Origin of the sequence: Citrobacter sp. TBCS-14 (assembly GCF_005280805.1) — a bacterium.
Taxonomy (GTDB): Bacteria; Pseudomonadota; Gammaproteobacteria; order Enterobacterales; family Enterobacteriaceae; genus Citrobacter; species Citrobacter gillenii.
Genome location: NZ_SZWM01000037.1, coordinates 1 through 261, shown reverse-complemented (window position 1 = coordinate 261; position 261 = coordinate 1). Strand labels below are relative to the sequence as shown.

Here is a 261-nt window from a genome sequence, read left to right as displayed (position 1 = left end):
GTGAGATTTTGTCCGTTAAAGAGAAGATTGGCTACGGTATGGGCGATGCCGCCAGCCACATCATCTTTGATAACGTTATGTTATATATGATGTTCTTCTATACCGATATTTTTGGTATTCCGGCCGGATTTGTCGGCACCATGTTCCTGCTGGCCCGCGCGCTGGATGCTATCTCAGACCCTTGCATGGGACTGCTCGCCGACCGCACCCGGTCGCGCTGGGGGAAATTTCGCCCGTGGGTACTATTTGGCGCACTGCCGT

The 261-nt window shown here is 53.3% G+C and carries 1 protein-coding gene; it reads left to right on the top strand.

What is annotated here, in order from left to right:
• The coding region (locus FDX22_RS00160) for an MFS transporter (protein ID WP_186805254.1) at positions 1 to 261 on the top strand (261 nt) is incomplete at both ends.